This window comes from Thermosynechococcus sp. TG215, from assembly GCF_031583455.1.
GTDB lineage: Bacteria > Cyanobacteriota > Cyanobacteriia > Thermosynechococcales > Thermosynechococcaceae > Thermosynechococcus.
In genome coordinates, this window is sequence record NZ_CP134178.1 from 424,382 (window position 1) to 449,609 (window position 25,228).

A 25,228-nucleotide genomic window follows, 5' to 3' on the forward strand; every position below is an offset into this window, starting at 1 on the left:
CTATTGGGACGAATTTTGCAGCGCCTTCAGTGCCTGTTCCAATTCCCCTTGCGACCTCGGCATCCAGTCTTTGCCCCGCAATCGCCGCAACATTTCTAGGGCTTCCTCACGGGTTTGACCAGTATTTTGTTGGTGCCGTTGCCAGAAGTCGTCCCACCAGCCGGGGGGTTCCTGCTTGCTGCCTGTGTATTCCGTGGGGCGCCCAGTGTCACCATCAATCACGAGGCTGCCGACATAATCGGCATTGCTATAGACCTTGGCAATTTGATCATGGATGTGGCGCATATCTTCGGCAGCAACAACGCCATTATCGGTGGCTTTATAAAATTGCACCGTGACGCGGATGGGGAAGCGGGGATCCCGCTCGATCGGCAGGTTATCAATTTCAGTGAAGGGGCCTTCCACCTTGCCATAACTAATGACTGCCGCCTCGACATTGGAGCGACCAGCGCTAGGTGCTGCCTCCATGAGGGCGGGGGCGGGCATCGAGAAAGGGGGCATAACCGATCGGGGCCGAGGGGCTTGCTTCAGGGGCACTTGGATCAGCATCACCATATTCATTCCTGCTGCCTCCGCTTGGGCAGAGGTGATCTCGCCACCGCCGCTTCTCACTCCAAAATCACTGGCGCGTTGTCCCACTAGGCTCGCCCGTTCGCCATTCTTATTGAAAAATAATCGCTGTCCCCACGTCCTGCCGGCTTCAAAGGCATCCCGCTTGTTGTCAATAACGGTGGCACTGGTACCTTGGCGCGTGACCAAAATGGCTAAGACGGCTGGGTTCTTTTCATAGCTTTGGTAGTTAAACAGCACAGGGTTAAAGGTGGCTTCCCCTTGGGAGGGAATGGGTAGGAAACAGGCTTGGGCACTGACGAGGACATGGCTATCGCGATCGGCCAAAAGGGAGCGACGATTTCCTGCCCACGATCGCGGGTTGTGGAGATACTTGCGGAAGTTACCAAGAAATTCCTTGAGGTTGACCCGTTGGAGTGGCTTGCCCTTTTCATTGCCCACAAGGATAAAGAAGCGCTCAAGGGGAATATCCGCTGTGCGATCGCTAAAATTGGGAAAGCGAATCACGGGCATCAGACTCAGTTCATAACCCTTGGTGCGTGGGTTGTACTGCTGAATTTGAATCGTCATGTCACTGATATTAGGGCCGACGGCAGAGTTGTGGTAGCGAGCGGTGTCCTCCCATGTGATGTCAAGAATGTTCAAACCATATTGCTCGGCAAGCCGCCGCGCTTCTGAGTTGTGGATCATACTGCGGGTGCGCTCAATGACTTGGCGATAGCGATCATAATCAGCCACAGAAACGCGCGGTGGCGGTTCAGGTTTAGAGAGTGGCGAGGGGTTTGATTCAATTCCCCAATTGGGTTGACCTTGGGCAGCGGACATAAAGTTTTCTCCTGGGGAGAGCAACTTCCCCGCTAAAAGGGTACCGAGAGCGAGTAAACCAATGAGGCCAAGGGAGAGTTTGAGGGGCACAGCCATAGTAGCGTTCTGAATCCTACCCTCTAGCCTAGTCAAGGAGACTGAAAATCCTGCCATGGTTTCACTTTTTGCAACAGGGTTTTAGGATCAAAAAGCATCCTTGCCCGCAAATTGCCTGTGTTATCCGCTGCTGAAATTCGCGATCGCGCCACCCACCTCAAATCAACACTTCCCCCCCATGTCCGCCTGATTGCCGTGAGTAAGTTTATGCCAGCGGCCGCGATTCGGGCTGCCTACGAAGCTGGCATTCGGGATTTTGGCGAAAGTCGCGTCCAGGAAGCAGCCAGCAAACGCGCTGAATTGGCTGACCTCACGGATATTACTTGGCATCTCATTGGCCACCTGCAAACCAATAAAGTGCGGCAGGCGCTGCAACTCTTTGACTGGATCCACACCGTTGACCGCTGGAAATTAGCCGAGCGCATCAATGCCATTCTTAGGGAAACCGACACTCCCAGTCCCCACTGTCTATTGCAGGTGAAGCTCCGCCCCGATCCCCAAAAACACGGCTGGGAAAGATCCGAACTGGAAGCAGCCCTGCCCCAACTCGATGCCCTCTCCCATCTGCGCTGCTGTGGCCTAATGACGATTCTGCCCTTGGGGTTGCCTCCCGCAGAACAATTGCAAGTCTTTCAGGAATTGCGGGCTTGGGGCGAGGAACTGCGTACAAAACCGTGGCAGCAGCTGCAGTGGCAGGAGTATTCCATGGGTATGACGCAGGACTATCCCCTTGCGGTACAGGCCGGGGCAACCATGGTGCGCATTGGCACGGCGATTTTTGGCGATCGCCAATCAACGCTAGAAATTCACCACGAGTAATGTCCTTGGAAGGGGTTGGTTCGGGAATCATCGCCGGTGGCGGAAAGAGGGGACTGCCCGGCGACCAAAGTTCAACGCTATCGCAGTGCTGATCGTAGTACTCAGGATCAGTGGTGACCCGCACCGCTTGGGGTAGGCCGGGGGCAAGGTAGGCCACATCTTTGCTACCAAGGCCAATTTTGACGGTGACGCCCGGCGGCAGTAGGTGGGGTTGCTCAAGCAGCGATCGCAAGTCGGCCAAGGTATAGGCGGGTTCAGACTGGGGCGGTAGGCTCAAGTCCAAATCAGGGACGGGATCGAGATCAACCGTAGCCGTAGGCGAGGTGGCGGCCATGTCGGAATTCATGCCCGCGGGCGATCGCCAGTGCTTCCTCGGGTGCCAGCTTCCAGTTGGGCGAAAGCGGAATCACCCCCCCACAGTAGGGACACGTCATCGTTCGCGCCCAGAGGAAATTTGTTGGGATAGCATTTGGGTTGGGTTCGTTAGGAAAGTAAGGTAATAGTCTCTCTTCCCGTCGCTTGAGAAATTCATTTTTGAGGCGGTTAAATTCCTCTAAGAGAGCTTTGCCATATTTGGCAGGCCATTCGTAGGTGGCTTTTTGAACCAGAACAGCTACTCGTCGGGCAGAGTCAATTTTTCGTCTAGTTGCAACAGGATCGCAGCGCGAGGCCAACGAATTGATGGAGAGCGAGCGGGGAAGCGTCAGAAAAGAGAGAGTTGAGTCGCAGGACGGTATAGACACCAGAAAGACTTCATCGCCCCAATGCTGTTTTCAGGATATTTGAATGCGTTAGGGTTTGTGAGCTGGCTGAGTCAATACTGTTTGCCAGCGTTAGAGAAACGTTCCCTGTTGATGATGGATAATGCACCGATTCATCCGAAAGGGGCGATTCAGGCAGTGGTGAAAGCGGCGGGTCACGAGGTGTTATTTTTACCGAAATACTCTCCTGATTTGAATGTGATTGAGCACGACCTCAGTGTGTTGAAGCGAGCGCGGAGGTATGCAGGGTCAAACAGTTCGATTGATGAGGTGATGCGCAAGTATTGTGCTGGATGATATCTCATGCTTTATTGGAATAGCTATAGGTTCACTTCAATAATTTGCGGCCGATCCCCTGCTGTAGAAGTGGAAAAGTTGACGACAACCCCTACAGGAATTTTGAGGGTTTCCATATACTTCTTGACTTGCTTGACTTCCTTATCGCCAATGTTCTGAACAGCCTTGAGTTCAACGACTACAACCGCTTGGCCATGGTCACGCACAATGAGATCGGGAATGGCCTCCCCCACAAAATAACCGTGAAAGAAAATCGGTACCTTGCGTTGTTCTTCGTACTCAATTTGCCGTTCCCGCAGGGCAACCTCAAAAGCTTTTTGATAGATGGCTTCGCTGAAACCACTGCCTAATTCTTGGAAGATGTCTTGGGCAATCTCCTGAATAAGCTGGATCCAGTGTCTCATAGGGACGTAGCGTGCTGACGGTACCAAGCAATTGTACGTTCTAAGCCTTCTTTGAGGGGAATTTGGGCACGAAACCCAAAGGCCTCTTTTGCCTTAGTGGTATCTAGGCAGCGGCGGGGTTGACCATTGGGCTTATCGGTTTGCCATTCAATCTGGCCTTGAAAGTCCATCAGGTCGCAGATGAGTTCAACTAAATTCTTAATGGTGATTTCTTCACCCGTACCGAGGTTAATCGGATCAGGATGATCGTAGGCTTGGGTGGCCATGACAATCCCACGGGCAGCATCTTCAACATAGAGAAATTCGCGGCTAGGGCTGCCATCCCCCCACACGGGAATCACCCTCTCCCCCTGTTGCTGAGCAATGTAAACTTTGCGAATTAAAGCAGGAATCACATGGGAACTCAGGGGGTCAAAGTTATCCCCCGGCCCATAAAGATTCACGGGCAAGAGATAGATACCATTAAAGCCATACTGCTGCCGATAGGCTTGCAATTGCACGAGAAGGGCTTTTTTAGCAATGCCGTAGGGGGCATTGGTTTCTTCGGGGTAGCCGTTCCAAAGATCGCTTTCTTTGAAGGGAACAGGGGTAAATTTGGGATAGGCGCAAATCGTCCCCACACAGACGAATTTCTCGACTCCCGCGCGATAGGCACAATCAATGAGTTGTGCCCCCATCATCAGGTTGTCATAAAAAAGTTCAGCGGGCTTGACTTGATTGAGGCCAATTCCCCCCACATGGGCAGCAAGGTGAATGATAATATCTTGGTTTTGAACGACGGCTTGGCAAGCAGAGAGTTGGCGTAGGTCGTAGTCGCGCGATCGCACCACTGTGATTTGCTCAGGCACTGCCCCGGCGTTTTGCAACTGCGCCACCACTTGGCGTCCCAAAAATCCCGCCCCACCGGTGACAAGAATCCTTTTTTTACTGAGATCCATCACTAGTCTGCCTTACTGATAAACTGCCGCTGGGCAATGAGATCCAGCACGGTGTCGGAGGTGGTTTTGGGGGTTGTTCCTTGAATCCCCACCGCATGGAGATCCGCTTCCACCATCAACGCCACCAGTTCCGGAAAGGTAACCGAGGGCTGCCAGCCCAAAACGGTTTTGGCTTTGGTTGGATCCCCCAAGAGTAAATCCACCTCTGTGGGACGCAAATAACGGGGGTCAAATTCCACATAGTCCTGCCAGTTGAGACCGACATGACCAAAGGCGAGTTCTAAAAATTCCCGCACGGAGTGGGTTTCGCCTGTGGCCACCACATAGTCATCGGGTTGCTCCTGTTGCAGCATCAGCCACATGGCACGCACATAGTCCTTGGCGTAGCCCCAATCTCGCTTCGCTTCTAGGTTCCCCAAATACAGCTTGTTTTGCTGGCCAGCCACAATGCGGGCAACGGCACGGGTAATTTTGCGGGTCACGAATGTTTCACCGCGCCGCGGGGAGTTATGGATCCAGCCTTGGCCAATACCGGCATGAAAGGTGCCAGAGGTGGTTGCCAAATCGAATACCCATCCTTCATGGGCGATCGCGTGGGCTTTAATGACTTCGTCCTTGGGTTTACAGAGATGCTGTCCCGATTGGGTGGTCTGGGGACTGTTCAAATTCAGCTTGTAGTAGGTGCGATCGCCCCGTTCTTCGAGGCCAAGGGTAATACGCTGCTCTAAGGTGGTGCTCACCAACCAATAGAGGCCTGCCGCCAATACGGGTGAAGCCGTGCAAAAGCCCTGAAATTCATAGGTACAAGGGGTAGTGCGCAAACCATCCCCAGCGTTAAAGCCCTCAAGAAACGCCAAGCGAGCCGCATGATCAGCGTTGAGAATGCGTTGGGGAATCCGCTTGTGACCCTCACGGGTATAGATTTGGGGGTAGAGGTAGCGGCCATAGTCGCAATTGCCATTGAGATGCAGTTGGGTCACAGGCTGAGCGTTTGGGAAGCTGCTCGCAGCAGTGTACTCACTGGTATATCCTGCGGCAACTTTTCGCCATGTGGCACTGACCCGCGCCAATAATTCTGGGTCTTGGCTAGCGACTTTCACTTTACCGTCAGGGGTAAGATGCCCCTCTGCAACTAGAATCCCGAGGAGCCAAGCTTCGCTGGGGCTGACATCCACTTGCTCCGTAGGGGGGGGCAGATCAATGAGGGCAAGGCGATCGCCCACCTGAACCTGCTGTGTCTCCTTCGCACAGGGCGTTTCCCTATCGAGGACAAAAACTTGATGATCAGCAGTTGTTTCGTAGAGAGCCGCCCCTGCCATGATCCGATGAACGGTTTTATCGCCGCCATTCCAAGTGGCCGTCATACAGGTCACACTGGTCCAGCCTTCGGCATCCCAGACCTCAAAGCGATCCTCGGGTGCCAAGTCGGTTGTGTAGCGTTTACCCTGCTTGGCATCACTGCGATGGGGAACAACATCGGCAATGGGCAGAATATCCATCAGTCCCCGCCGCCGCAGAATCACTGGTGTGGTGCCAGTCACACACTCATGGTTAAAGAGAATCCCATTACAGGCAAAAAGATTATAGGCCTCGCGATAATTCACCGTTTGCCAGTGGGCATAGACCTTGGCACAGGCATAGGGACTGCGGGGATAAAAGGGGGTCGTTTCCCGCTGCGGCACTTCCTGCACAAGGCCAAACATCTCCGAGGAACCCGCTTGGTAAAACTTCACCTGTTTGCCCGTGCGCTCTTGGTATTCGCGAATCGCCTCTAGGAGTCGCAGCGTCCCCATGGCCACCGTTTCGACGGTGTATTGCGGCGCATCAAAGCTCACCCGCACATGGGATTGCGCTCCCAAATTGTAAATTTCATCGGGCTGGCTCAGTTCTAAAATCCGCCGTAGGGTACCGCCATCGGTGAGATCGCCATAGTGCAGGCGCAGGGCAGCCCCCTCTTGGTGGGGGTCAACGTAAATGTGGTCAATGCGATCGGTGTTAAAGGTGGAGGTGCGGCGAATAATGCCGTGGACTTCATAGCCCTTCTCAAGGAGTAGCTCACTCAGATAAGATCCATCTTGACCCGTGATGCCGGTAATTAATGCCCGCTTGCGATCGCCCATCCTTTATTGCCTTGCGCCTAAACGTGTTTGTTCTGGATAGCCCACAGCCCGCTTTAATGCGGCTAGGGAGCGATTATAGTTCAAAATGGCAGCAAGAAGGTTCCCTTGGGCTTGGGTCAAATTCGTTTCGGCATTGGTGACTTCTTGTTGCGTTCCTACCCCCGCTTGAAAACGCAGCCGAGCGAGGCGCAGCCCTTCAGTGGCTTGGGTAACCGCTGTCCGTGCTGTAGCAATGTTTTTCTCATTGGCTCTGAGATTGGTGTAGGCTGTTTCCACCTCTAGGCGGATGATGTTTTTCTGATTGGCATATTGTTCCTCAGCGGTTGCTGCAAGGGCTTCTTGGCGAGCCGCACTGGCGCGGGCATTGCCGCCATCAAAGAGGGCTAATTGCATTTGCAGTCCTACGCCATAGCCAAAACGAGGTGCCAGATCATCCGTGACCTTGTCCAGCAGATTGCCACTGGCAAAGAGACTCAGTTGGGGACGGGTAGCCGCCAATACTACCTGACGATTGTTCAGGGCAATCGTGCGCTGTAGCAGCCGCTGCTCTAGCTCAACACGGTTCTGATAAGCAAGGAGAATACTATCCTCAAGGGAAAGTGACCATTCTTCAGCGGGTTCAACGCGGTCAGCGATCGCCACATCCACCGTCTGATTCACATTCAATCGCTGTGCCAACTGTCGCCGAGTGGTGATTTCCAAATGGCGCGCTTGGCTCAAGTTTTGTTGGGCATTGGCAAGGTTCACCTCGGCAGTTAACACATCCAAGAGCGTCCCAATCCCTGCTTGCTCAAAGGCCGTCGCATCCCGCAGAGTCACTTGGGCGTTGGCTACGGCAGCTTCAGCAATTTGCACCTGTACCTTTGCCTGTTGTGCCAAGTAATAGTCATTGGTTACCTCAAGGATCAGTTGCTGGCGTTGACGCTGTACCTCCAGTTCACTGAAGCGCACTTGGTTGCGAGCTGCTGCAATGGCCGCCGATCGCCCGCCCCCCGCAAACAACGTATAGTTCATCACTAGGACTGCATTCGATGTTGCCCCACTCGTTGCCCCAAAAAGATTGGTGAAAAAGTTCGTAAAGTTGAGTTGATTTACTGGTGCAAGGGTAATGGGAGTGAAGTTGGAGGGGGTAGCCGCCTGACTGGCACTATTTTGCAGTTGTTGCAGTTGCTGTTGCAGCTCAAGGTTTTGCTGATCCGAAAACGCCGTGAGTTGGGGGCCTTGAAATCGCTGTTGTAGTCGTTGCACCTGAGTATTCAAAATACTGCTGGCGGCCAGTTGCTGCGTGAGAAGCTGTTGCTGCGCCTGTTGCTGTTGCTGCTGTTGCAAGGAGAGCTGCTGCTGAAAGTTGAGGGGCAGGTAGGCAGGCTGGCCACCGGGGGAGGTATTTTGGCCAATGCTGGCTTGAAACGCAAGGGTGGGATAAAGCTGTGCTTGCACCTGTCGCAGTTGTGCCCGTGCCCGTTGTAGTTGTAGCTCACTAATCTGGAGGCCAATGTTATTGCGAATCGCCACCTCAATCGCTTGCTCGAGGGTGAGGGGTTGATTGAGATCAATGTTGACCGTTTCAGGAAGCGCCAGTCTATCGGGATTGGGGTTGAGGGGCGTGAGGACATCCGAGGCTGGCGTTTGGGAAGATGCCTGTGCCACTGGAGTCGTGGTGGGTGTAGCTTGAACCGAGCTAGACAGCGTCACGGGGGCGATCGCGAGGAGTCCGGCCATCAGCATTGTCTTGGGATTCAAGGCAAGAGCATTCATCATGAGGACTTAGACGCACAACCTACTCAACTCAGCCCCTAGAGGAATTCGCCTAAGCACTGCTAAAGCTTGCCAGCATCCAGCCATGTGCTTCACTCCCACAACACACCCATTCTGCAAAACTCTAGCATGGATTCTCGATTGCGATCGCCCCCTAGAGCAACAGCCGCAGACCACGAGGATTGAAAAGGGGGAGAAAACTGATCTACAATAAGGAACCCTCAAAAAGGAGAGGTGGCTGAGTGGTCGAAAGCGGCAGATTGCTAATCTGTTGATAGGCAGGTAACTCCTATCCGAGGGTTCGAATCCCTCCCTCTCCGTTGAAGAAAAGATCATCCAACCCATTGCGGAGACTGAATCTTGTTGCAAGTCTAACTCCAGTTGGAAGCGGCCAAGGTCAGGGGATAATAAAGGCACATGACCTCTTTGGGATGAGACAATGGCCAGCGACTTAGCAATGACAATTCTCCCCGGTATGACCGTGAAGGTCACCAATCCCAACGATACCTACTACCAATTTCAGGGGATTGTACAGCGGGTTACAGATGGCAAAGTGGCAGTGCTCTTTGAAGGCGGGAACTGGGATAAATTGGTTACGTTTCAGCTCAGTGAGCTAGAGCCAGTGGTGACCACGCCCAAAGGAAAAGCGAAAGCGAAAAAGTAAACGATGGCGCGGCGATCGCCTCCCCCCCAGCCCTTTGCGGAAATTATCCAGACAGCAACGGATCACTGCATTGCCCAGTGCCACGAACCCGCTAGCCTCGACTTTCCCGTGGTGCCCGCCTTGGGTAGTTGGGTGCGGATTCCTGAAGGCGATCGCGTCATTTATGGCGTTGTTGCTTATGTAGTAACGGCTCCCATTGACACCATTCACCGTGCCACCGCCTTGGGGCTATCCCTAGAGCAACTACGGCAAGAGCAGCCCCATATTTTTGCCATGTTGAAAACTGAGATCACGATCGCCATCACTGGCTTTCAGGAACAGGAACGCTTTTATCACCATTTGCCCCCCCGCCCACCCCAAATGCACCAGCAGGTCTATGGCTGTCCTGTTGAGGAAGTGATTGCCTTTAGCGGCACATTGACCTTTTTGCGCACCCTATTAACCCTGCGGTATGGTCCTGGGGATGCCTTGGTGGCGGCAACGCTGCGTTCCTTGTATCAACTCCGCCAGCGCGATCGCCAGTGGCTGGTGCAGGCAGCCCAATACCTGAACCGACTCCTCAAGGATGACTACGATCGCCTGCGGGGCATTATCGAGCAGTTATGATAGCGGGCAAAACAAAAGCAATCACCATCCCCAGCAAAATAACAATTTCTAGACCCAACAACACTTGATTGGAAGGCTTGAGCCTACCGCCACGCCACCAGTTCCCGATCCGCCGCTCCTCTGGAATGAAAAGCGAGGAGTGCCAAAATCGCGATCGCCCCATGGGCAAGGCGCAGCAGAAGGGGTTGATAGGGAATCGGTTTGGCCATCGTTATTGACGAGCGGGATGTAATTGCTTGACGAGGCGATCGTACTGCTGCGTTTCCGCCCAATCTAGAATTTCCCGTGCCCGCAGCACCGGTAGTGGGTGAGTCAGTTGACTGGCCTGCAATTCCTTGAAAAGGTTGTACCAACCCCGATCAGCGGCCTCATAGTCACGTGCTTGGGCAATGAAGGCATCGAGATTCAGGCGATCGCTCCACTGGGGCGAGCCACCACAGAGTTTCATCAGCACCGAGGCCACAACCCGCGGGTCTTGGGTCACCAACAAGGCCGCGCGATCGCAGGTGAGTTCAGCACAGCGCAACCAATGCATCAATTGGGTTTGCAGTCCTTGCGCCAAGAGCAAGCCCCAAGGGGAGAGTTGACTGGTGGCAAACAGCAGCAGGTTGGCGATCGTCAGATACACGCCATGCTCGCACTTGAGATGTCCCAACTCGTGCGCCAGTACTGCCTGCAATTCCTTGGGTGTCAGCAATTCCACAAGGGAGGAGTGCAGTACCACAAAGGGCTGCTTGCCCCGCATGGCAAAGGTATAGGCATTGGGGACAGGATGCTGTTTCAGATACAGTTGGGGTGGCTCTAGGCCTAAAATACGGCAAGCCTCGATATGAAGCCCGTAAATGTCTGGAAGTTGCTGTTCACTTAGGCGCAGACTGCTGCCAATATTTTCAAGATAAAAGGCCTGCTCCGCCACCGAACCTAGGAGCGATCGCACGAGAAGATCTAACCCCGGCAGTTGTTGGAGGGCTTGGGTGGCCTCGCGATCGCGGGGATGACGAAAGTGATCAGCCCTCAGGCTGGAATACGCTGGAACAGGCATGAAATCGTGATTTTTACTTTGACCCCTCTACTGCCAATTTTAAGGTATGGCACAGGTTTCTCGCATCCCTGCCAAAACGTTCGGCGGTGTTGGGCATGATCTGCGACCTGAGACCAAAAAAAGCTACGGCAAGTGCACCCATCGCTTGCTCCTAGATTAGGTGCTCACCTTTACCGTAGCCTTCTTTAGTCAAGGGAGTTTTAGTTAAAAGGCGTCATCCTCCTCTTCCTCCCCATAGTCATCGTCCTCGTCTAGGAGTTCGTCCTCTTCATCGTCAGCATCACTACTGGCGAATTCAAAATCGCGAGTCCGTCCAGTGATTTTTTCAATCACGTGGGGCGCCGTTTCATCGTCAATGAGGACATCCTCACCGAGGTCAGCGGTCACATTGACCGTCATTGAGGGGGGTTCGGGTTCAGGGCTGATAACGTGGGTTTGACCCAAGCGATCTTCACCCTCTTCCCACTCTTCGTCGCCGTTGCTACTTTCCTCGTAGCTGTTGAAGCCGGTGCCCGCTGGGATGAGACGGCCAATGATGACGTTTTCCTTGAGTCCCCGCAGCCAATCGGACTTGCCTTCAATGGCTGCTTCCGTGAGTACCCGTGTTGTCTCTTGGAAACTGGCGGCTGAAATAAAGCTATCGGTATTCAGCGAAGCCTTGGTAATCCCCAAGAGGACAGGGGTATATTGGGCAGGTGCACCACCGGTGAGTGCCATGGGTTCGTTGGCTTGCTCCGCTTGGCGCAGACTCATGAGTTCCCCAGAGAGAACGATTGTATCGCCGGCATCATCAATCCGTACTTTCGAGGTCATCTGGCGGACGACCACCTCAATGTGTTTATCGGCAATCTCAATCCCTTGGGTGAGATACACCGACTGCACCTCATTGACCAAGAAGGATTGCACCTTCTCAAGGCTAATTTGGGCGGCTTTGAGCAACCCTTGGGGTTTGTAGTACTCAAAGTAAATGGAGAGGATGTCGTGGGGATCCACAGGGCCATCGGTGAGGGGGTCAGCGAGATTGACCTTTTGACCATCCACCACCAAGGGGTTTTGACCCGGCAGGACAGGGTATTCCTGAATCGTGCCATCCTCTTCAATGACTTTGATATCTACGCTGTCATCACTGTTGTAGGTGACTTGACAGGTGCCGGGGCGCACAGCCAGCACGCATTTTTCCTTAGGATGGCGCGCTTCAAGGAGTTCTTCAATCCGAGGTAACCCCTGAATAATGTCCCCCGTTTTCGCCCGCTCAAACACCAACAGGGCGAGGTTATCCCCGCGCTGCACAAGGTCACCGTCCTCAATTTGCAGCACTGCCCCCGGCGAGACAAGGTAGGGACGAGCTAAGCGCAGGATCACGTGCTCATCGGCCACCGCCATGACCGCTGCTGTTTCTGGGGCAGTCACCCCCTTGGCCAGTTCATCGCCGGGACGCACGAGATCGCCAACTTTGACCGTGGGTTTAGCCCCGTTGGTCTCGATCCGCAGGCGATCGCTCTCAGTAACGACCAGAATACGGCGAACCGATTCCCCACTGCGCAAGATTCCCTGCACTTCACCTGCCTGCTTGGCTTTGATGTCCGTGCGGGCAATCACGGCACCGGGGCCAATGTGATCGCCATCCTTGACCAAGAGGGAAGTAAACGTACTGCCTTGGGTTTGATCGGCAGCAATGTCACGGCGAATCACCAAGGATTCCAGAATCACCAGTTGGAGGCGCTGGGCTTCTGGATCCACCTCATCCGTCACAATTTCAATGTCAGCAGCCAGTTGGGGGGCTTCGCTGCCAATTTCAAGGACTAACTGTGTCCGCAGCAGATCAACGCCATCAACGGACTTAACTCGCTCATCGTGTTTGTAGGGCAACCGCTGCACAGCCCGCAGGCGAATGGACTGTCCTGAGCTATCACTGGAGTCTTGGCTGGGTACCGATGGCTCATCAGGCACGCTAAATTCTTGAACGGGGCGCAGCAGAATCGCTGGTCCTTCGGGAGTGTCCTCCAGATAATCCACTTGCGAGAGGGTTTCGACCACAAGGCCGGGGAGTACCTCTTCACCCGGACGCGCCAACACACCATGCTTCAGCCGCGCGGCTTCCGGATCATCCACAAGGTGCAGTTCGCCGGGCTTGATAATAATTTCCCGCAGGATGTCGTTTTTCTGGATGACTTCGACGACACCGCTGTTTTGACAGAAGATGTCCTTGACAACCTCCGTCCCTGCTTCGACGTATTGGTTGTCCTCGACCATGAGCAGCGAGATGTCTTTATTGACCTCATGGGTTTCTTCGGGAATCCACAGGAGCGTCCCCCCCTTGAGGACTTCGTAGCCCTGCTTGGCTTTGCCTTTTTTGGCCACTTCAATGTCGGCATATTTGAGGATACCGCCAGTCGTGGTGTGGTAGCGATCGTCAATGAGTTCGGCCACCACTTGACCATTGGCGACTTTCGTACCGGGGGCAGCTTTCAAGGAGAAGCGCTGACCAGTGGCGGTTTCAATAATGTAATGCTCGCGTCCCTGCTGGGTTTCTTTGAGCACCTTGGCTTTATCGAGCATCACCGAGGCAGTAATAATTTCCACCTCGCGACCGCCTTTGCTGTCCTGTTGCTCAGGGAGACGCACGACACCGCCATGCTCGGTTTTCACCGTGGTTTCTGCCAGCACGGCTCCGGCTTCAATGCGATCGCCATTTTTCACCACTGGCTCCGCACCGGGGGGCAGGTTATAGACTTCCCCAGACAGTACCCAAATCAAGCCACCTTTGGGGGCAATGCGCGTTGTGGTGCCTTGGCGATCGCGCTTCTCCTCTGCTTCGAGGTTGACGAACTTCACTTGACCCGCCAAATCCGAGGCCACATCCTTGGTCACTTTCTCCGTGGACTTGCGGACACTGCGGGAGGCCTGCGCCACTTCCGCCAACAATTGACCCGCTTCAACGGTTTCACCCTCTGCCACTAGCACAATTGACCCTTGGGAGAGGTCAAATTCTTGGCTTTGCTGACCACCTTTGATCACAAGCTTGCCAGCGGTTTCGACAATAAAGGCATCATCCCCGTGACGAGTGCGGTAGGGACGTACCCGTAATTTCTTGCCGTACTCCACCGTGCCAGCAAAGGGAGCGCGTTCTTGGCGAGCCACTTCCCCCGTAAACACCCCACCGGTGTGGAATGTGCGCATGGTCAACTGCGTACCAGGTTCACCAATGGATTGAGCCGCAATAATCCCTACGGCTTCCCCCATATCCACCAGTTGGGCATGGGCAAGGCTCCAGCCGTAGCAGAGACGACACACAGAGCCAGTGGCCTCGCAGGTGAGGGGCGATCGCACCACTACTTCTTCGATACCCGCATCAACAATTTTCTTCGCTAGATCAGCAGAGATGGCTTGATTTTTGGCCACCAGCACTTCGCCCGTTTCCGGATGGCAGACATCATTGAGCACCACTCGACCCAAAAGCCGATCCTCTAGCGCCAGTACCTTATCCCCCACCGTCATACTGCGCAGCGTAATGCCCCGCTCCGTTTCACAATCCTCTTCGCGGATAATCACATCTTGAGAGACATCCACCAAGCGCCGGGTCAGGTAACCGGAGTCCGCCGTCCGCAGTGCTGTATCCACCAGTCCTTTACGCGCACCGTAGGAGGAGATAATGTACTCCGTCACCGTCAGCCCTTCGCGGAAGTTGGTTTTAATCGGCAGGTCAATGATTTCCCCTTGGGGATTGGCCATTAACCCCCGCATTCCCACCAACTGGCGCACCTGCGAGAGGTTCCCCCGTGCCCCCGAGAAGGCCATCATATACACGGAGTTGAGGACATCAGTATTACGGAAGTGCCGCACCACCTCGTTTTTCAGTTCTTCGTTGGTGGTGTTCCAAGTGTCAATCACCTTCTGGAAGCGTTCTACCTCCGTAATTTCACCCCGCGAGTAGCGCTCTTGAGCGGTTTTAATTTCCTTTTCAGCAGCTTCGAGGAGTTCCTGTTTTTTCGGGGGCACGAGCAGGTCATCAACACTGATGGAGACACCGGCGCGGGTGGCATAGCGAAAGCCAAGGTCTTTGACTTTGTCGGCCATTTCCGCTGTGCGGGCGGTGCCAAAGTTGCTAAACGACCAAGCAATTAGGTTCCGCAAGCCTTTTTTGTCAATGATGCGGTTAAAGAAAACAGGCTTTTTCTCAGTCATGGTGTTGGGGTCTCCCAAATTAACTGGCTAGGGCTTCTTGAATCGTTTGGTTGTAGATGATGCGACCGGGGGTGGTGCGGATGTATTGGGAAATCAGTTGACCGTTAGCATCCTCCTTGACCCGCCGCAGGGAATACTCCAGTAAACGGGAACCATCTTCATAGGTCGTAATCTGAGGTTCACTGGTATCACCATCGTCCACCTCACCGTCGTAGCGCACCCAGACAAAGGCATGGAGCGGCAAGTGTCCCTGTTCGTAGGCCATGACCACGTCTTGGAAGTTGGCATAGTAGCGATCGCTATAATCTGGCAGCTTCGGATTTTCTGCCGTCAAGTAATAGCAACCCAAAACCATGTCTTGGCTGGGAGTAATAATCGGCTTGCCCGTGGCCGGCGACAGAATATTATTTGAGGCTAGCATCAGCATCCGCGCCTCCGCTTGAGCCTCAATCGAGAGGGGCACGTGCACCGCCATTTGGTCACCGTCAAAGTCCGCGTTGAAGGCAGGACACACCAAGGGGTGCAGTTGAATGGCACGCCCTTCCACCAGAATCGGCTCAAAGGCCTGAATCCCCAAACGGTGGAGGGTCGGCGCCCGGTTGAGCAGCACGGGGTGACCCTCAATCACCTCCTCCAGCACATCCCAAATTTGGGGGTCATTGCGCTGGATCATCCGCTTTGCTGCCTTAATGTTGTTGACAATTTGTTGGCGAATCAAGCGGTGAATCACAAAGGGCTGGAAGAGTTCAATGGCCATTTCCCGAGGCAGGCCGCACTGGTGCATTTGCAGTTTTGGCCCCACCACAATCACCGAACGACCGGAGTAGTCCACCCGTTTCCCCAGCAGGTTTTGGCGGAAGCGACCCTGTTTCCCCTCAATAATGTCGGAAAGGGACTTCAGGGGACGGTTATTGGCGCCCACTACCGTACGACCGCGACGACCATTATCAATCAGGGCATCCACCGCCTCTTGAAGCATGCGCTTCTCATTCCGCACAATAATCTCGGGGGCGAGAATCTCTTGCAGGCGGGCAAGGCGGTTGTTGCGGTTAATGACGCGGCGGTACAGGTCATTAAGGTCAGAGGTGGCAAAACGCCCGCCATCTAACTGCACCATTGGCCGCAGATCCGGTGGAATCACGGGAATGACCGTCAAAACCATCCACTCCGGCTTTGCTCCAGTGGCAATGAAGTTGTCAATGACCCGCAGCCGTTTGATCAGCTTGGCGCGTTTTTGCCCCTTGGAGTTGAGGATTTCCTGCCGCAGTTGGTCGGCCTCCCCTTGCAGATCTAAATTCTGAAGCAGGCGTTGAATGGCTTCAGCCCCAATACCCACCTCAATACCCTCTAGCTCCGAGTCTTCGCTGTAGATCTCTTCTTCAATTTCCTGCCACTGATCTTCGCTTAGGAGCTGCTTGTAGCTGAGACCGGGGTGATTGCCCGGATCTAGCACTACATAGGAGTTGAAATAGACAATTTGCTCTACATCCCGCAGGGGCATATCCAGCAGGATCGCCATGTAGCTGGGAATCCCCTTCAGATACCAGACATGGGTCACTGGGGCAGCCAACTTAATGTAGCCCATGCGATGGCGGCGCACCCGCGATTCGGTGACTTCAACGCCACAACGTTCGCAGACAATGCCACGATGGCGCACCCGCTTGTATTTACCGCAGTGGCACTCCCAATCCTTAGCAGGACCAAAAATCCGCTCGCAGAAGAGGCCGTCCATCTCCGGCTTGAGGGTGCGATAGTTAATGGTTTCTGGTTTAGTCACCTCGCCCACCACTTGACCGTTGGGGAGCGTGCGCTGCCCCCATTGGATGATGCGCTCCGGTGACGCGAGAGACACTTTTACATAATCAAAGCGTTGCTCGATTCTGGGCATAAACTCACAAATCCTTTGGCGGTGAATGGATCAAGGGGGCGATCGCCCCCCAAACAAGCTGACTCAGTTCTAAGTGTTTAGAATGTCGTTGCCCCTTCTTTGTCGTCCGTGTCGTCGAGGGCACTGTAGTCAATTGTGGGTCGTGCCGGGGTACGGCGAGGGCTGACATCCACCATCAAATCCACCTCGGGGTCAGGTTTCATTTCGCCATCGTCATCAAAGCTGGGAATACTGGCCTTGCGCACGGAAATATCCAAGCACAGGGATTGCAGCTCCCGCATCAGCACCTTGAAGGACTCTGGCGTGCCCGGTCGTGGAATGGATTGCCCTTTAACAATGGCATTGAGGGCTTCATTGCGTCCTTGCATATCATCGGACTTGACCGTCAGCAACTCTTGGAGAATATAGGCGGCACCATAGGCCTCCAATGCCCACACCTCCATTTCGCCAAAGCGCTGACCCCCTTGCTGGGCTTTACCACCGAGGGGCTGTTGAGTAACCAAAGAGTAAGGCCCTGTGGAGCGGGCGTGGATCTTATCGTCCACCAAGTGCACGAGCTTCAGCATATAGGCCATCCCCACCGTCACTGGCCGGTCAAAGGGTTCACCGGTGCGGCCATCATAGACGACCATTTTGCCCGGATCCTCAGGATTAAAGACCCAATCTTGACCCGTGACTTCTTTGGCCTCTTGTAGCTTGGCATGGACGGTTTCGCGGGATTTTTCCTTGCCGTGCATTTCATCAAAGGGAGTAATTTTGAACCGACGACCAAGGCACTCCCCAGCCCAGCCCAGCAAACACTCATAGACTTGCCCCACATTCATCCGTGAAGGCACCCCCAAGGGATTGAGGACAATATCCACGGGGCGACCATCGGGCAGGAAGGGCATATCCTCCACAGGGAGAATGCGGGAAATAATCCCCTTATTGCCGTGGCGGCCGGCCATTTTGTCCCCTACCTGAATTTTGCGCTTCTGGGCCACATAGACCCGCACCACCATATTGGCACCGGGGGGTAGTTCATCTCCCTGCTCACGGGTAAAGACGCGCACATCGACAACGCGCCCTTTTTCACCATTGGGCACCCGCAGGGAGTTATCCCGCACATCCCGCGCCTTTTCACCAAAGATGGCACGCAGGAGTTTTTCTTCGGGGGGCTGATCCGATTCCCCTTTGGGGGTGACTTTACCAACGAGAATATCGCCCGCCTCGACAAAGGCACCGATGCGGATAATGCCGTTTTCATCTAACTGTCGCAAGGCATCCTCGGACACGTTGGGCACTTCGCGGGTAATTTCCTCTGGTCCAAGTTTGGTTTGCCGCGCCTCGATCTCGTACTTCTCAATGTGGATGGAGGTATAGACATCCTCTTGAACTAGCCGCTCGCTGATCAGGATGGCGTCTTCGTAGTTGTAGCCTTCCCAAGGCATATAGGCCACAAGGATGTTTTGGCCAAGGGCTAGTTCGCCCCCCTCAGTGGCGGAGCCATCAGCAATCACTTGTCCTGCCTGCACGCGATCGCCGACAAAGACAATCGGTCGTTGATTCAAGCAAGTATCTTGGTTGGAGCGCTGGTACTTTTGCAGCGTGTAGGTCATCTCAGGGCCGTTATCGGTTTTGACGCGAATTTGATTGGCATCCACATAGGTGACCACACCATTGGTCTGGCTGAGAATCACCATCCCAGAGTCCCGTGCTGCCTGAGCCTCTAGACCTGTACCCACTAAGGGACGGTGCGGTCGCAACAGGGGGACTGCCTGCCGCTGCATGTTGGATCCCATGAGGGCACGGTTGGCGTCATCGTGCTCTAGGAAGGGAATCAGCGAGGTGGCCACAGAGATAATCTGTACTGGCGAAACTGCCACGTAGTCCACCTGATCGGGGGTGGTGGTGGTGAAATCTTGACGATAGCGTACCGGCACCACATCCCCAAGGATGTAGCCGTTTTCATCGGTGGGCACGTCTCCCGGCGCCACCCGCTTATCATCCTCTTCGTCAGCGGTCATGTAGATGGGGGGGCGATCCTTCAGCACCCGACCATTTTCCACTGGATAGAAAGGCGTCTCAATAAAGCCATATTCATTGACGCGGGCATGGGTCGCCAAGGAACCAATCAACCCAGCGTTGGGGCCTTCAGGGGTTTCAATGGGGCAAATGCGACCATAGTGACTCGGGTGAATATCCCGCACCGCAAAGCCCGCCCGTTCACGGGTGAGACCCCCAGGGCCTAGGGCACTCAAGCGCCGTTTATGGGTGAGTTCCGCGAGGGGGTTGGTTTGATCCATGAATTGGGAAAGCTGGCTAGAGCCAAAGAATTCCTTAATGGCCGCCACCAATGGCTTCGGATTCACCAGCGAAGTGGGCGTCAAAGAATCCGTGTCAGACACCGTCATCCGCTCGCGGATAATCCGCTCTAGGCGATTGAGGCCAACGCGCACTTGGTTTTGCAGCAATTCACCCACAGAACGGACGCGGCGGTTGCCCAAGTGGTCAATGTCATCAATCGTGCCCAGATCAAACTCGAGGTTAATTAGATAATCAATGGCCGCAAGAATATCTTCTGGGGTGAGGATGCGTACCGAGTCGGGAATATTCAGCTGCAACTTGCGGTTGAGCTTATAGCGACCCACCCGGCCAAGGTCATAGCGTTTGGGATCAAAGAAGCGCGACTCCAGAAGCTGTTGTCCCCCTGAAACCGTGGGCGGCTCCCCTGGGCGTAGTTTTTTGTACAATTCAATGAGGGCGTCTTCTTCGGAGAATTTGCCTTCTTTTTCAACAGTTTTTTGGTAGTACTCGGGGTGACGCAGCCGCTCTAGAATTTCGCTATCGGTTAACCCCAAGGCCTTGAGGAGAACATGGGCTGAAAGCTTGCGGGTTTTGTCAATGCGCACCCACAGCAAATCATTCTTGTCGGTTTCAAACTTCAGCCAAGCCCCTCGGTTAGGAATCAGGCTGGCATTGTAGGTACGGCGACCATTTTTGTCGGTTTCTGATTTGTAGTAAACACCAGGACTGCGGACAATCTGGTTGACAATGACGCGCTCTGCACCATTGATAATAAACGTGCCGCGATCGGTCATCAGGGGCAGATCGCCGATGAACACATCTTGGTCAATGATATTGCCGTTTTCTTTGTTAATGAGGCGAGTCGGGACATACATTTGCATTGAGTAGGTAGCATCCCGCCGCTTGGCCTCATCGACGCTATACTTCGGCTCCTTGAGTCGGTAGTCCTTGGCCAAAAAGTGCAACTCAATTTTGCCGGTATAATCAGTAATGGGGGAGAAACTCTCTAGCTCTTCAATGAGTCCTTCTTCCAGAAACCATCGGAAGCTGGCCCGCTGAATCTCGACAAGGTCTGGCAAGGTAAAAGCGGGTGGCGTGTAAATCTGATTACTAGCCATGTATATCCTCTAGAGGGTATCGCTAAAACGCGGATCTTGCATCTTAAATGAAGAGGCGTTGCCCTGTCAAGCACACCAAAAACTCCGCTTACGGCAAACACTGCCGCCGGAGACCTCTGGCAAGATGAAGCTGTTGGAAACGAGAAGAGTTGACAAGTGCCACTGCCGCGCTTGCAAGCCGCTACCTATGACCATAGCACAGAGTTCTTACAGTTAAGCGACAGTTCACTAATAGTTATGGGGTTTGCTGCAACTTCAATCCTGTGTGCAGGGTTTCCAAAACAAGCGTTAAATGACCGTCTCTTAGGGCTGGCCAGTGTAGCCACAATCCAGAGAAGTGCCCACTGCGAAAAATGCCGTGGTCATCGGGCGCTTGACGGCGGTAGCTTGTTCCTTCCCTGAGATACCAGTGAAAATCCTGCTCCCGTACCACCCAGACCAAGTATTCCTGAACCCCACAGCGACAATAAACCTCTAGTTTGTCGTGGAGATCGTAGGCGGCACTGCTACTGGCAATTTCGACAATGAGTTCAGGCGCCCCTTCAAGATAATCATCCTCGCTGATACGGGAGGTGCCATTGACAAGGCGCAGCAGGGCATCGGGTTGCACCACTGTTTGGGCATCTAAGCGGACGGTGGCATTATCGAGCACCATGACGTTGGCTGTTGCCACTTCAAAGGCCATCAACCAGCCCATGACGAGACTGTGGGGACGGCTGTGGGAATTCACCCGCACAGGGGAGGCCACGTACACGACTCCGTTAATGAGTTCAGCTTTTTTAATATGGGGACATTGGGCATATAGGCGCTCAAAGGCCTCGCGACTGAGGCGATCGCCACTCTCCAACATTGGCACTGTCCCCTGCGGAGCTGCAAACATGATCAGCGGATTTGCCCTGCACTGCTTGCCTCTATTCTAGGCTAGGCGGAAAGGCCAATTGTGGTTTCTGAGAGGCGGCCATCTTCCATGTGAATAATGCGATCGGCGACATCAAGAATACGGTTATCGTGGGTCACAATTAAAATGGTGCAGCCCTGTTCGCGGGCAAGGGTACGCATAATTTCCACCACATCGCGACCGGATTTTTTATCGAGGGCAGCCGTCGGTTCATCGGCAAGGACAATTTTGGGATGTCCCACGAGAGCGCGGGCAATCGCCACCCGTTGCTTTTGCCCCCCCGAAAGTTCATGGGGATAGTAGTCAAGGCGCTCTCCAAGGCCAACGGCACAGAGCATGGCTTCCACCCGCTCTCGAACTTCCTGTGGACTGAGGTGGGGTTGCAAATCCAGCGCCATTTGCACATTTTGGCGAGCCGTCAAGGCATGGAGCAGATTGTGTCCTTGGAAGATGTAGCCCGTTTGCCGCCGAATTTGAATCTGCTGCTCTTTTGTGGCATTGCGTAGCTCCTGACCCAGAACCCGCAGACTGCCCTCTTGTGCCGATCGCAAGGCACCGATCAGGGTTAACAGTGTGGTTTTCCCTGACCCCGAAGGCCCCGTCATGATCACAATTTCACCCGCCTCAATGCGAGCGCAGAGATCAAAGAGAATTTGCTTGCGCAGTTGCCCCTGACCAAAGTAGTGATTGAGGCCTTGAATGTGGATCACTGGCTCCATAACACCATCCTAGAAAATATCGGCAGGATCAGCTGCTTGGATCCGCCGCATGGCGATCGCTCCCGAAAGGGTACACATTAAGACCGTGAGGGTAAAGACCAAACTGGCGCGCTCTACGGTCATCCACACTGGCAGTGACGTGGCTCTGGCAATCAGGATGTAGAGTAAAAATGACACGATAAAGCCTGGAACATAGCCCATACAGGAGAGAATCAAGGACTCCTGCATGACCACGCCATAGAAGAAGATATCGCGGTAGCCCATGGCCTTGAGGGTGGCATACTCCGCCAAGTGATCCGTGACATCGGTGTAGAGAATTTGATAGACAATCACGGAGCCAACGATAAATCCCATCAGGGCACCAAGGGAGAAAATAAAGCCAATGGAGGTACTCTTTTCCCAATAACTGCGCTCAAACTCAGCAAACTCCTCACGGGTCATCACCAGTACATCATTGCCGAGGGAAGCATTCATCCGCCGTGCCAATGCTTTCGTATTCACCCCCGGCTGCACCCGTACTAAACCCACATCGATCAGCCCCGGATGACGTTCGGGGAAAAGGCGCAAAAAGTTCAAATCACTCGTGAGCAAATTACCATCGGCACCAAAGTTGGCTCCCATGCGAAACAAGCCTGCCACGGTGATTTTGCGGCCAGAGACTTCGGTCGTGACCTCTTCCCCCTGGCGGTATAGCTCAGGAATCGGGCCAAACTCAGCGCGGGATTGGGCATCAAAAAGAACATGGTCCGCTAGCTTAATCGCATCTTGCCAGTGGGGGGTATCGGATACGGCAATGGACACCGCCAGCGGATCGACGCCAATCACCATCAGTTGGCGAGTACTTTTGTTAATGGGATTGCGCCAGAGACCAAAACTCAGGTAGAGGGGAGAAACCGACTCGACCCCTTCAAAGCCCGCTGCTTGGTAGAGTCGCCGCCGCGGGAAGCTGCGCATGGCAATCAGCGCCGTCGATTGGGGACTAATGAGGACAATATCGGTGTTTAAGCTCTCGTGGAAGCGCACTGCCGCCTTAAAGAGGGCATCGCGAAAGCCAAACTGCATCAGCATCAGCACCACTGCAAAGGCAATGCCCGCGATCGCCACCAAGAGCCGAATGCGCTCTCGAATCAGTTGTAGCCAAGCTAAGGGAATTGCAAAAATCATCCTTGAACCTCAGCGCGGATCAATGGCAATTTCCACTTGCATATTGGTTAGACCCGCCACCGGCTCACTGTTGTCAAGGCGAATTTTCACTTCCACAACCCGCGCATCGGTTTTTGCGGCTGGATCCGTATCAGTCACGTCATTCTTGGCCACCACCAAACCCACTTGCGCCACGCGGCCGGTAATGGGGGCCTTCAAGGCACGACTGCGAATTTCCGCGGGCTGACCCACCCGCACACGGGGAACATCGGTTTCATAGACTTCAGCAACGGCATACATTTGATCGGTGTTGCCCAGTTCGAGAATCCCGCGTTCATTGATGGTTTCGCCGGCTCTGGTGTGAATCCGCAGCACCCGACCATTGCGGGGGGCGCGAATAATGGTGCGCTCAAGGCGGGCTTCCGCCAGTTGCAGATTCCGTTCCGCTGAGAGGAGCTGCACTTGGGTTTGTACCCGTCCCAGATTGGCTTGGGCGGCTTCGATCTGAGCAGTGGCGGTGGCAAGTTCCGTACGCCGTTCCTCCTGTAGGCGAACAAGGTTGGCTTGGGCGTTGCGTAATTCTTCCTGTAAGCTCCGGACGCGAACCGTGCGATCGTCGAGATCCTGTTGCGACACTGCCCCATTGGCAAAAAGTTGGGCAAAACGCTGATATTCGCGGTTGGCGGTCTCGAGTTCCGCTTGAATGCGTTGAATCGTAGCCTGCTGGGCTTGAATGGCAGCAATGGCCGGTTCATTGGCGCGATCGCGCCGCCGCTCGGCTTCGGCAATTTGAGCAAGGGCGAGGCGGGTTTCGGCCTCATAGCGCAAGCGGGCTTCCTGCAACTGACTGACCGCCAAATCGCGTTCGGCTTTGCGCTCCGGATAGGTATCTAAATAGGCAAGGGGTTGACCGGCCACCACGCGATCGCCCTCGCGCACTAACAACTGCCCTAGCCGTTCGGTCATTGAGGGAGCACTGACGGCCACAACTTCCCCTTCGGGTTCCAATCGACCCAAGGCGGTAATGCGATCGCTCATGGGATTAGCAAGGGCTGCCTGAATTGTCTGTTCTTCATTGACCCGTTGACGTTGCTGCCAATAGTTCAAACTGAATGCCAAGCTGCCTAATCCGATGGCGATCGCCCCCCCGATCAGCCATGGACGACCAACTTTGCTGAGAAACGGCTGTCCCATGGGACGACCTCGTGAATGCAGTGCAGTCAAAAATAACAAGTGTTACCTCATCTTAATATAGACGCCCTCGGTTATTAAGGAATGCTAAGTGCTAAGCAAGTCGAGGCGGTCGCCGACCACAGGCTTGCCAAAGGGCTTGCCGTTCTTGGGGCAGAACCTCGCGCCATTCTCCGGGGGCAAGGCCACTCAATTGCAGATTGGCGATCGCCACGCGTACCAAGCGCAGCGTGGGTAACCCTACCGCAGCCGTCATGCGGCGGACTTGGCGATTGCGACCTTCCCGCAACGTTAGACTTAGCCAGTGGGTAGGAATAGAACGACGATAACGAATGGGTGGTTCCCTAGGTGGTAAAGGGGGTTCCTGTGCCAGTACCTGGACAACCGCAGGTCGCGTGCGACAGCCTTGGATGACAACGCCTTCGGCCAACTGCGTCAGAGCTGCGGGGTTGGGTTCACCTTCTACCTGTACCCAGTAGGTACGCGGATGGCCATAGCGCGGATCCGTCAAGCGGTGCTGCAACCAACCATCGTTGGTGAGAAGAACCAGCCCCTCGCTGTCATAGTCCAATCGCCCTGCGGGATAAACATCGGGAATGGGAACATAATTCTTGAGGGTCGATCGCCCCTCTTGATCTTGAAACTGACAAAGCACTCGATAGGGCTTATACAGGAGAATGTAGCGATGGTTCATGGTTAGGAAAAGTCTAACCGCGACGCCGTTTTACCTCAGTTTATGACCTAGTAAAGCCTAGGGGGGAATGCTAACCGTAGACTTAGAAGTTTCTGGCTCAATGGCCAGTCTACTGCCGCCCACAGTGTTGATTCCCAAATGTTTTGCAATTGTAGATCACAAAACAATATTGGCAGTCACCAACGTCGCAGCCAAACTAGAGCTAC

At 54.3% G+C, this 25,228-nt stretch carries 18 protein-coding genes, 1 tRNA gene, 1 other RNA gene and 3 pseudogenes; 5 read left to right on the forward strand and 18 right to left on the reverse strand.

The annotated features are described in order from the left end of the window. A complete protein-coding gene (locus tag RHJ02_RS01970) occupies positions 1-1,491 on the reverse strand; it encodes a hypothetical protein (RefSeq protein ID WP_225901620.1) in 1,491 nt (496 codons plus the stop codon). A 117-nt stretch (positions 1,492-1,608) separates the two neighbouring features. On the opposite strand from RHJ02_RS01970, the gene RHJ02_RS01975 reads away from it, so the two are divergent. Next, positions 1,609-2,310: a YggS family pyridoxal phosphate-dependent enzyme gene (locus RHJ02_RS01975; protein ID WP_310800400.1), complete on the forward strand. Its 702-nt coding sequence runs from the start codon at positions 1,609-1,611 to the stop codon at positions 2,308-2,310. A 302-nt stretch (positions 2,311-2,612) separates the two neighbouring features. On the opposite strand, the gene RHJ02_RS01980 is transcribed toward RHJ02_RS01975, so the two are convergent. After that, positions 2,613-2,744 carry a hypothetical protein gene (locus tag RHJ02_RS01980; protein WP_255521481.1) on the reverse strand — a complete coding sequence of 44 codons (132 nt, stop codon included), beginning with the start codon at positions 2,742-2,744 and terminating at the stop codon, positions 2,613-2,615. 231 nt (positions 2,745-2,975) lie between these two features. On the opposite strand from RHJ02_RS01980, the pseudogene RHJ02_RS01985 reads away from it, so the two are divergent. Next, positions 2,976-3,368, forward strand: a pseudogene (locus RHJ02_RS01985) (transposase); the annotation flags it as partial. A gap of 23 nt (positions 3,369-3,391) precedes the next feature. Here RHJ02_RS01985 and RHJ02_RS01990 read toward each other — a convergent pair. From RHJ02_RS01990 to RHJ02_RS02010, 5 genes and pseudogenes are all read right to left on the reverse strand, one after another. After that, on the reverse strand, positions 3,392-3,772 hold the full coding sequence (locus RHJ02_RS01990) for a GxxExxY protein (RefSeq protein WP_302678709.1): 381 nt from the start codon (positions 3,770-3,772) through the stop codon (positions 3,392-3,394). Beyond that, positions 3,769-4,710 carry a GDP-L-fucose synthase gene (locus RHJ02_RS01995; RefSeq protein WP_149820529.1) on the reverse strand — a complete coding sequence of 314 codons (942 nt, stop codon included), beginning with the start codon at positions 4,708-4,710 and terminating at the stop codon, positions 3,769-3,771. The genes RHJ02_RS01990 and RHJ02_RS01995 overlap by 4 nt, the downstream gene beginning before the upstream one ends. Before the next feature lie 2 nt (positions 4,711-4,712). Then, positions 4,713-5,222 (reverse strand): annotated as a pseudogene (locus RHJ02_RS13125) (GDP-mannose 4,6-dehydratase); the annotation flags it as partial. Between the two features lie 1,032 nt (positions 5,223-6,254). Continuing rightward, positions 6,255-6,830, reverse strand: a pseudogene (locus RHJ02_RS02005) (GDP-mannose 4,6-dehydratase); the annotation flags it as partial. 3 nt (positions 6,831-6,833) lie between these two features. After that, a complete protein-coding gene (locus RHJ02_RS02010) occupies positions 6,834-8,591 on the reverse strand; it encodes a TolC family protein (RefSeq protein ID WP_310800402.1) in 1,758 nt (585 codons plus the stop codon). 225 nt (positions 8,592-8,816) lie between these two features. Here RHJ02_RS02010 and RHJ02_RS02015 point away from each other — a divergent pair. The 3 genes from RHJ02_RS02015 (at position 8,817) to RHJ02_RS02025 (ending at position 9,858) form a co-directional block, all read left to right on the forward strand. Then, positions 8,817-8,908, forward strand: a tRNA-Ser gene (locus tag RHJ02_RS02015). A 119-nt stretch (positions 8,909-9,027) separates the two neighbouring features. After that, on the forward strand, positions 9,028-9,252 hold the full coding sequence (locus RHJ02_RS02020; RefSeq protein ID WP_225901621.1) for an NAD(P)H dehydrogenase subunit NdhS: 225 nt from the start codon (positions 9,028-9,030) through the stop codon (positions 9,250-9,252). A 3-nt stretch (positions 9,253-9,255) separates the two neighbouring features. Further along, positions 9,256-9,858 (forward strand): HAS-barrel domain-containing protein, encoded by a 603-nt coding sequence (locus RHJ02_RS02025; protein WP_206200851.1) that lies wholly within the window; start codon positions 9,256-9,258, stop codon positions 9,856-9,858. A gap of 83 nt (positions 9,859-9,941) precedes the next feature. On the opposite strand, the gene RHJ02_RS02030 is transcribed toward RHJ02_RS02025, so the two are convergent. The 11 genes from RHJ02_RS02030 to ssrS all read right to left on the reverse strand — a co-directional run bounded on the left by RHJ02_RS02030 (position 9,942) and on the right by ssrS (position 25,219). Further along, the gene (locus tag RHJ02_RS02030) at positions 9,942-10,067 is read right to left on the reverse strand and encodes a hypothetical protein (RefSeq protein WP_302677173.1); all 126 of its coding nucleotides are present in this window, start codon (positions 10,065-10,067) and stop codon (positions 9,942-9,944) included. A 2-nt stretch (positions 10,068-10,069) separates the two neighbouring features. Then, positions 10,070-10,900, reverse strand: coding sequence for a M48 family metallopeptidase (locus RHJ02_RS02035; RefSeq protein WP_206200853.1), 831 nt, complete (start codon positions 10,898-10,900; stop codon positions 10,070-10,072). Between the two features lie 204 nt (positions 10,901-11,104). Next, positions 11,105-15,085 carry a DNA-directed RNA polymerase subunit beta'' gene (locus RHJ02_RS02040; RefSeq protein ID WP_206200854.1) on the reverse strand — a complete coding sequence of 1,327 codons (3,981 nt, stop codon included), beginning with the start codon at positions 15,083-15,085 and terminating at the stop codon, positions 11,105-11,107. Positions 15,086-15,104: 19 nt separating this feature from the next. After that, a complete protein-coding gene (locus tag RHJ02_RS02045) occupies positions 15,105-16,973 on the reverse strand; it encodes a DNA-directed RNA polymerase subunit gamma (protein WP_310744742.1) in 1,869 nt (622 codons plus the stop codon). Positions 16,974-17,050: 77 nt separating this feature from the next. Then, entirely contained in the window at positions 17,051-20,377 is a 3,327-nt protein-coding gene (gene rpoB, locus RHJ02_RS02050) for a DNA-directed RNA polymerase subunit beta (protein ID WP_206200856.1), read from the reverse strand. 235 nt (positions 20,378-20,612) lie between these two features. After that, on the reverse strand, positions 20,613-21,257 hold the full coding sequence (locus tag RHJ02_RS02055; RefSeq protein WP_206200857.1) for a Uma2 family endonuclease: 645 nt from the start codon (positions 21,255-21,257) through the stop codon (positions 20,613-20,615). Between the two features lie 41 nt (positions 21,258-21,298). After that, the gene (locus RHJ02_RS02060) at positions 21,299-21,994 is read right to left on the reverse strand and encodes a DevA family ABC transporter ATP-binding protein (protein WP_206200858.1); all 696 of its coding nucleotides are present in this window, start codon (positions 21,992-21,994) and stop codon (positions 21,299-21,301) included. 9 nt (positions 21,995-22,003) lie between these two features. Beyond that, entirely contained in the window at positions 22,004-23,158 is a 1,155-nt protein-coding gene (gene devC, locus RHJ02_RS02065) for an ABC transporter permease DevC (protein WP_310743298.1), read from the reverse strand. A 9-nt stretch (positions 23,159-23,167) separates the two neighbouring features. Then, a complete protein-coding gene (locus RHJ02_RS02070) occupies positions 23,168-24,331 on the reverse strand; it encodes an ABC exporter membrane fusion protein (protein WP_206200860.1) in 1,164 nt (387 codons plus the stop codon). 91 nt (positions 24,332-24,422) lie between these two features. Further along, positions 24,423-25,022, reverse strand: a complete 600-nt coding sequence (locus tag RHJ02_RS02075) for a pseudouridine synthase (RefSeq protein ID WP_206200861.1) — start codon at positions 25,020-25,022, stop codon at positions 24,423-24,425. 10 nt (positions 25,023-25,032) lie between these two features. After that, a non-coding RNA gene (gene ssrS, locus RHJ02_RS02080) (6S RNA) lies at positions 25,033-25,219 on the reverse strand. Between the last annotated feature and the right edge of the window lie 9 nt (positions 25,220-25,228).